Origin of the sequence: Bradyrhizobium sp. BLXBL-01 (assembly GCF_051853025.1) — a bacterium.
GTDB lineage: Bacteria > Pseudomonadota > Alphaproteobacteria > Rhizobiales > Xanthobacteraceae > Bradyrhizobium.
In genome coordinates this window covers 7,115,469-7,124,148 of the sequence record NZ_CP182471.1, presented here as the reverse complement: position 1 = coordinate 7,124,148, position 8,680 = coordinate 7,115,469, and the positions used below count along the sequence as shown (strand labels likewise).

At 59.0% G+C, this 8,680-nt stretch carries 3 protein-coding genes; all 3 read right to left on the bottom strand.

What is annotated here, in order from left to right; genetic code table 11:
• Positions 1 to 11: 11 nt before the first annotated feature.
• Complete coding sequence (pglW, locus tag ACNJYA_RS32960; RefSeq protein ID WP_439401429.1) at positions 12 to 4,160, bottom strand: BREX system serine/threonine kinase PglW; 4,149 nt, start codon at positions 4,158 to 4,160, stop codon at positions 12 to 14.
• Positions 4,161 to 4,452: 292 nt separating this feature from the next.
• Positions 4,453 to 7,215 carry an ATP-binding domain-containing protein gene (locus ACNJYA_RS32955; protein WP_439401428.1) on the bottom strand — a complete coding sequence of 921 codons (2,763 nt, stop codon included), beginning with the start codon at positions 7,213 to 7,215 and terminating at the stop codon, positions 4,453 to 4,455.
• Positions 7,216 to 7,462: 247 nt separating this feature from the next.
• Positions 7,463 to 8,170: a hypothetical protein gene (locus ACNJYA_RS32950; protein WP_439401427.1), complete on the bottom strand. Its 708-nt coding sequence runs from the start codon at positions 8,168 to 8,170 to the stop codon at positions 7,463 to 7,465.
• Between the last annotated feature and the right edge of the window lie 510 nt (positions 8,171 to 8,680).

Below are 8,680 nucleotides of genomic sequence, written 5' to 3'. Positions count from 1 at the left end.
CGGTTGTTGGTTTAAGCGGCGCTTTGCGCTCCGCTTGCCCGATGGGCATTAGCAAGCCAGGAGTCGGTGAGTCTGGCCCAATTCGCGGCGGACAACACTGGCAGGGTTGAATCCTCGATATGCGGCATGCCGCCGTCCGCCTGCGGCACCAGCAGCCACAGGCTTGGGGGGCCATCTTTGGTTCCAGAGGCTTGCGCGAGATCGGACAGCATTGGCATCAATTCATACCGCGCGAGCAGGCCGGGGTTCACCAGCAGCGCTGGCCGATCCAACGCCAACAGCGAAGCGGTGACACGTTCAGCCGCCTTCGTCGCCAAGCGGAGAAGATTGCGGAAGCCCTTCCCATCGCCGGTCTCCGCGTCCGCCGCCAGAACCACGGGCCATTTGACTCTGCGTGCCTCGGCTTCGGTGCGCATCTCGCGTAACAGCAACGCCTCTAGACTAACCCGTTCTCTCGGCGCAAACCTGCGCAGCAATTCGGTCTCGGCGTGCCGCGCGCGCCGGACGTCGACCGTCAACGCAAGGAAGGATCCGTTGCGAGCAGCGCCCACCATTTTTTCTTCGAGCGACCGGGCGTCCAGCACTTCGGGCGTAGCCAATGGTGCCGCGGCCAAAGTATTGTAGCGCAGCATATCGGTCGAGCCACTCCCATAGGTCGCGGTCTCGATGCGGCTCACATAACCGCTCCCCTCAGCATGGTCGTCGCGCCATGTTCGCTCCGCGCCGACCTCGTCGAGCAAGTCGTCAAGTTCTGGCCGCGGTGGCAACGGGACAGCCTCTGGAAAGCGTCCGCTAACTCTATCCCGCACCTCCTCCTCACGAAGGACAGTCGGGCCTGCCAATGAGCCGAGGGACAGCCGTAAGGCAACCAAGGGTGCCATGCCCTTTGGATAAAGCTCGGCTCTCGCCGAGAGTGCCGCTCCTTTGGAGGCGGAGGCCGCCACCCTAAGCATGCGCCCTGGCGGCAACACCGCACCCTCCGGCGGAGCAACCCGATTCAGTTCCTCCTCCACCCGAGCAGGCGAAGGAAGAGGCTCCTCATTGGCCATACGGTCCGCAATGGATCCCAGATTAACAGCGTATGCAGCCAATTCGGGACTCAGGGCCACCATGATCGGGTTATATTCTGCGTAGAATGCAAAGCGAGCTGTGTCACTGGCTGTGGCCTCCAGTTCGATCGCGGCACGAAGAACGGCCCGCGAAAGTCTGCGCCGATCGGTCTCCAAATCCTGGACCGATCCCCGAGCGGCCAAAAGCAATGCGGCCAACTCGTCAGCGGTCGCAACGCCTCCCGCACTCGATAGCAGAGCGACCAGTTCGGTCCGAAGGTCGTTGAACTCCCGGCTCTTATGCCAACGATCCCGCGCCTTGCCCAGCACTTCGGCGACAGCACTTCGGGCAACGCCAGCTTCGCGCGCCACCTCGCCAGGGACGGGCCAAGTCGTCGGGCCATCGGCGGGTTCGAGTCCCAGATAGAGTTCAAGCAAGCGGTCTTCGGTCGTCTCGTCTCCAGCCGGTCGACGAGGGATCAATAGCTCGGCAAGTCGATCCACGCTGGCCCAGGTCTGAAGGTCTTCGGAACCGCCACCTGGCTTGAGCTCGGGTCGGATTTCGGCAAGATGTTTGGCGCGTTCCCGAATTTCACGACGCACCTTGTCGCTGACACTGCGGAGATAGCGAAACCGGATACGATCCACCGCCAGCAACTGCTGAACGGTGTGCACGCCCATGCGGTCGAGCACGTCACGGGCTTCGACGCTATAGCCAAGTTCGGCAATCGTGCTGCGGCGATCGAGCCGTCGGGCGATCGTCTCGATGCTGTCTTCGGCAACTGCGCCGCGGTCCAGCGGCTCGAATGCACGCCGCCAGTCGCGAAGCATATCTTCCGCATTATCGAACCTCTCGTCAGCGTTTCGGCGTAATGCTTTTGTGAAGAAGTCACGCAATCCTTCACGCAACGCGGGATCAAAGCGGTCGGTTGCGATCGAGGCTTCGTCCTCTGTGACCAAGGGGTCTGTTGCCCCATCACCCCAGACGGGCGGCACACCTGCGACAAGCTCGTGCAAGGTGACAGCAGCGGCGTATCGCTCCGCATGAAGGTCCCAGCGGCGCTGTGGTCGCGCCGCGAGGAAAGGATCGAGGTAGGGGCGCGTCCCGGCCTGGATGTTTTCGGGAGGCGTGCGCGTGAGTGAGAAATCGAATAACACCAGGCGCAGGCGGCCGCTGCCACCAGCCGGTGCAATACCAATATTGTCGGGCTTGATGTCGCGATGAGCGACGCCCTGCTCTTCTAGATGATTGAGCGCCTGGAGGAGATCTTCTCCGAACCGCCGCATCAGATCGAGGGAGGGCATATCGTCACCCCGCAGACGCTCGGCGAGGGTACGGTCGCCAGCCTTTTCCATCAGAATAGCGGCGCGACCCGAGATAGTCAGGGTGTCGATGATTCGGACGATATTTTGATGGTGCAGGCGGCGAAGAACAGCGGCTTCAGCTTGCAGACGGTCACCATGTCCTTCATCGACGGCGACCTTGAGTACCAGTTCGGCATCCTCACCTTCGCGTCGGACCAAGAGCGCGTCCGCGGTGCCACCGCGTCCTAGTTTGCGGACGACGACGAGATCGCCGTCCAGCCTGTCATCGCGCTTTGCGACACTGGGATCGACTGTCGTTGAGGGTGGCTGCGCGCGCGTGTCTGTCTCGGCGGCGGCAAGGTATTCGAGAAACTCGCCGGCTGAAGCGATCCGCTCACCCACTACAGGGGTGGTCGACGCACGAACCAAGTCCTGAAGGTAGGAGCCGATGCCGTCCACCGCCTCGGCAAGCCGCAACCCGCCACCCTCACGCAACTTCGCTGGAAGATCCAGCGGGCTATCCGCCGGAGGTCGACCCGAAAAGAGGTGATAGGCAATGGCGCCCAACGAGAATACGTCCGCCTGCGCGCCAGTTTCGCCGCCGCTGAGTGCTTCAGGTGCAAGGTATACTTTCGCAGGATCACCAAAATGGTCATCGATATTGCGAGTGCCGGAGGTAACAGGGACGACTGTCTGGCTCGCCTGAGAACGGGAAGCGACCTGCCAATTCATGATCTGGAGGCGAGGGCTCTCATCTACGCCGTGGACCAGTATATTCTGAGGTGCCAGGCCGCGGTGGTAGAGGCGTTTGCTATGAGCGTGACCCAGGGCTTCAGCTAATTGCCTCAGTAGCCCGAGGCGTGTTTCGGCCGTGAGGTCCGATAGCTTTTCCTTCAGGAATCGATCGAACCTAACTGAGGCAGCGTCATGCTCGAACACCAACGCAGGGCCAAGTTCCGTTTCGCGGAAGTCGAGCACCCTGAGTATGCCGGGATGATCTATGCCTTCAAGAACGCGGAACTCGCGCATCGCCATGCGGCCGAGGCGCTCTCGCTCGTCCGGAGACGCAGCACGGGCATAAGGATAAACCCTGACACGACGGGTGACTCCAAGGCTGGCGTGCTTGGCAATGAAATCCTGCCAACCCTCACCCTCACCAAGCAGAGGCCCTAGGAGATAGTCGCCCACCCGGCGGTCGCGCCCAGCCGGCCGGATGCCGGCCTGTTCGATAGCCTTGGTGGTGGCGCGGGCAATATTCGCGTCCACTGATCCGGGGCGGCCCAGCTCAGTACCAAGCGCACCAGTAATTGCCGCGATAATGCCGGTATCGGATGGGCTCCGTGGTCTGCCTTGCAAAAACACCCTGCGTGCCGTGCCGGGATCTATACGGGGCGGCTGCAAAACCTTTGAGAGGAAGATGGCCTCCGTGACATAGGGCGCTCGACTGGCGCCGCGGCCGAATGCAGCCTGTCTCTTCAGCAAGGATGCAAGACGCTTTGCTTTGCGGTTGGCCAACAAGAGAGGATTGTCGACGGTATGGCGACGACCATCCGTTGTCCAATTCCAACTATGGGCGTCTCCCTCGATCACCCCCGGTCGACTCTTGATCTCGACAAGAATCAAGCCCGCTGGCCCTAGGACCAGCAAGTCGATCTCGTTTACTCGCCCCTCGTCATCTACGAATTCGAAATTTGACCACGCGCGCCATGGCTCGTGATCTGGCAGATGCTCCCGGACAAATTCCAGAGCTTCGCGCTCCCACTCGTATGCGGAGGAGCTAACAACCGTCCAACGCGGCGGTTTCATGTTTGTCTGTGCCCCTACGTAGCTGCCAAGCCAGTATTTTCTGCCTGGGCTTTGTCTCCCGTGACCGCGCGATCTCGTTTGGATGACCCACGAGCTCGAAGCGGTCCTGCCTCATAAGGGGTGGCTCCCCTTTGACGCGGCGACCTGGCCCAGAATTATTCTTACGAGGACGAGTAGCACGCTCCCCATTCTTCGCCACCGTAAGCTCAGAAGTCTGATTTTTCAATGGCTTGACGCGGGTTTTCAACGCCAACCGACAGCCGTTCCGACTGTGCTTCCAGGACCACGTGGGCTAATGGATGGCGGCCCAACTGTCGGTTCCAAAGTGCGGTCGCAACGCTTCCAATTCTGCAGGCAACTTTTGTTCGCAGGTCACGCCGAGGTAGGTGGCGGCGCGGGTCATACCGACATACACCAAGCGGCGATAGAGGTCTGGGATCCGTTGAGCGAGCCCATCGACGCCCATAAAGAACACGGCTTCGAACTCAAGACCCTTGATGTGCTTAACGTCGAAGATGCGCACCTCGCGCTCGTCGCCGACCACCTTGCCTTCCTTGCATCCTGCTACGGGAATATTTCTTTCTGCCAGTAGCGGCTGCAGGGCGCCAGCCAGGGGGTCAATGAGATCGTCCCCATCGACAAAGATCGCAATTGAGGGCAGGCGCCCGACGGCATCTTCAACCTCGACTATTCGCTTCGCCAGCCACTGAGCCGATGGCAATCCGGACAATCGTTCTCCCAGAAGCGGCCAGGCATTCGATTCATCGCTGCCCTTCGAAGCATCAGTGCCGCGTCCCTCAGTGTCATCCAACAAACGGGCAAGAGCGTCAGATAATTCCCGAAGCCTTTGGCTCTGCCGATATCCGATATTGATGCTGCGTAGATCGATCTTCGTTTCGGTCGCCTTGTTGAGCCATTCTATTTCGGCGTTGTCGCGAATGCCGTGGCCAGTGATCCGCTGGCGCAGGTCACCGCAGGCGAACCACGAACGAAGTGCTGGATCGGCCAGTTCAATCGTGCAGGCGAGCTGGACAGCAGAAAGGTCCGTCGCCTCGTCCACGAATACCTGAGTCAGGTGCCGTCTTCGTATCGTGCTAAGCCAATCGGGTTGGGCCGTCTGCTCGATACGCCTGCTATCCGCATAAGCGACTAGGCGACGAACATTTCGCAGAAGAACGAGGAGCAATGCGTCCAACTCGTCCTCAGATATGAGATTGCGATCGAGGAAGTGAGCAGTCTCGTCTCCAGCGCGGAAGTGTCTTCCATCCCTCGCGGCCTGCCGTCGGAAGCGAGCATACAGCGTCGGGAGTCCGATAACAGACGTGCGTGGCGCTTGAACGAATGTCCTCATACGAGCCCGCAGCGCGATCTGCTTACCCAAATCCAATAAGCTTTCGGCCGGAGGCATCCGGTTTCCGATCAGGGAAATGACCCTTCCTGATCTCCCGCCAACCGAGCGTCTTCCCTCAGCGACAGCACGAGCCCAACTGCGCATCGTTGCCATTACGACTTCAAGTGCTTCACGCCTCGGATTTCCCGCTGCGCCAGCGGGTTCTGCCCCCTCATCAACCTCGTCGTCGACGTCCTCCTCGTCTTCACCGCGGAGCGTCGACAAAGAGGCGGCGATCTCATCGAGCAACGATCGATTGACATTCAGCAGTAGATTAACCGTCCTGCCGAGGCCAGTTGAGATCGCCTCGGAGAGAGTCCTTATTTCGGCTTGCCAACCGTCCGCGCCATCGAGGAAGCGAAGAACGTCGCCAAGCGAGAATCTTTCCTCCGGCCCCAGAGCGCTGGCCAACGCGAGTGCCTGGCGCCGTATGCCTACACTCTCGGCTGAGCGCAATGCGGCCAAGGCCTCGTCGCACCGCCGAGCAAGGACGGATTCTGCATAGGTAGTAAAGTCATCATGCAACGTCGCGACGCCGCGACTGGACCGATCGATAAGGAATGCTCGATCGACCAACTGAAAGCGTCCGGAACTTCCGGTTCGAAGAATACCGAAGACATTGCGCGCGAGGTCATGGCGTTCCTTGTCCCATGTCCGGACGTTGCCAGAGTCCGGCACGCCTTCTTTGTTAAAGGCAGCCCCAAGGTATTCCTTGAGGAGTTCGGTTGGCGAAAACATCGCCCAATTGTCCGGCCTAAGGAATCGCTCGCGATCGTAAGCGGCGACGAGCCTCGTTTCGCTTTCCGTAAGCGCGTCCGCTGTTCTCTTCTGGGCCAACCGTTTGATGAGGGTAGTTGTCTTTCCAGAGCCCGGCGGTCCAAATAGTATGACCTGTCGATCGAGCGGCAGGCGATAAATCTCTCCCTGAAATTTGTCCAGTACCGGACGGTCCCGAAGCGCGATCCGGTCGACCACCTTGCGTCGGAGCCGACCTCGTTCCGCATCTGCTTCCGCGGCTTCGGCCAGCAATTTGCCGACTATGTCCTCGATCTCTGTCGGCCCGGCGAGCTTACGTTTTAGAGCGTCGAGCCCGATCCGCAACGACTCGGCACGGAGCAGTTCTAGAACCTCACCCCACTCTCCAACCTCAATGTTGGCGAGAAGAGCATCCCAAAGACCTTCCCGCATGTGCGGCGATAGGACAGCGCGCTTGATTATGCGAGCCTTACGACCGATCCCATTGATTTCGATAGTCGCGACATCACCAGCTTCGTATTCAGCCAATGCGCCGAGCCGGGCGCCCGAAGCGACAAAAGCCGCACCTTTGATCGCAGTGGTCAACCCGGCAGCAGAACGGCGCGCGAAGTAGTAGGTTGTTTGTGGCGGCCCACCCTTCTGCCACTCGACGTCTACCCTTGCAACGAATGGATCTTCTATCAGGCGGGCGAGCGCTGTCCGTTCCTCTGCATTCCTCGCCAGCATGAGCCGCTCGGGCTTGGCTTCTCCAACCATCCTGTTGGACGGCGTCGCCAGCGCTGTAAGGGAGGGGCCTCCACTAGAGCCTGATAGTGCTTCTCCTGCCGCTTCCGAGACGTTTGCCATTGCGGCTAAGATCTCATCACCCAGGTTCACCAGAACTTGGTCACGGCCATCCTTCCTAGACAAAGATACCTCCCCCGATATTTTTTCATCTTAGCGTTGTCGGGGAAGTTAAATACAGCAATTTCGAGAGCTGTAAGCGCGGCGGCTGTTTATCAATTCGCAGCATGGAGGGGAGATTCGTGAGCCAGTAAAAGTACGGAGTGGTACCCGCCACTAATGTGTCTCAGCTCATACAATCGCCGGCAAGAACGACGGTCCTCCAAGCTCGTCGCGTTGTGGAAGACCAGTGCCCCGCATCGAAGCTTGATCGTCACTCCCTGGAACGTGGTTTTGGGCTTAATATTGCACTTCGCGGCCAGACCGGCGACGCTTCATCCTTAGGGCGGCGGAATTCTTGCCATTGGTGCTTCAATAAATCGGGAAATGCGGCGTTGAAAACACTCTTCCGCTTGTCGGCGCCCCAGATGTTTGGCTTGGCCGGAAAGGTGCCTTTGTGCCGCTCCCAAAAGAGCGGTACGTTCTTTATGGCGCCGGTTTTGCTGTCATATCGATCCGGTTGATTCGTATCGAATGACAACATCGTATCAGAGCGTTTTCCGTTCGGTTTACAGTAGTGATAGTGCCAACCAACGTGGTGGTTGTCGCGGTCCAACTTGTTCCGGTCATCGATTATGTCTATGAATCTCGCGACAAGTTTGGACCGTTGAGCAGCCAGGCGCAAAGGCACTGTTTCGATCAGTTCCACGTGTCCCCGCAGGATCGGATGCACCTCGTGCACCAAGTTAACTATCAAAATGGGTGAACCAAGGCGTGGCGCTGAGATGTCACCAAGCATCCGAATTGCATCCCTAACTTCCGGACTAGCTAGTGCAAACAAGGCCGAAGAGCCCATCTCCTTCCACCACGGGCGAAGGTCGTGAGCGCGGCCTTCCAAAACCTCGTCCTGCTGGTCATCAGTCAAGCGCATGAGCGACGCGGCCGTGCGCAAAAACTCGACGGAAAACTGTGTCTCGTTCATGATCCCAGAGTGACTTTGGTATGAGCGCGGTAGGGCTCGAAAAAGAAGATCGGATGGGCAATCCATGCATGTCCACGCTTGCTGTTAAATGGACTTGTAACTCCGGTACCGCTCGCTGCACGTCTGTGTGCTGGATGCACGGTCAAATGCACGGTTGTTATCCAAGACTGTCACTCGCTTAGCTCAACCGTGTAAAGGATCTGTGCTCATCCGCGCGGTGATTTGCCCCCTGCAGGTCTTTTCTCCCTTTAGAGGAGGAAAGCGACGTGAAGGGTAGGTGATGTGCGGATCTCCAATCCGGTAAGTCTCGGCTAACGGCGGGAATCGAAGCGAATAGGGCACGCTTTTGACTCCTCTTAATGCCGCCCCTCAAGGTAGAAAATTATCAGTTAAAAATACTGCGATATCAGCGGTTTATCAGGCGCGGGGGCCCTACCGGACGCGGCTAAACTATCCGAACAGAAGTGACCTTCCGGCATTCCTCTACTGCAAAGTGTGCCGTTATACTGG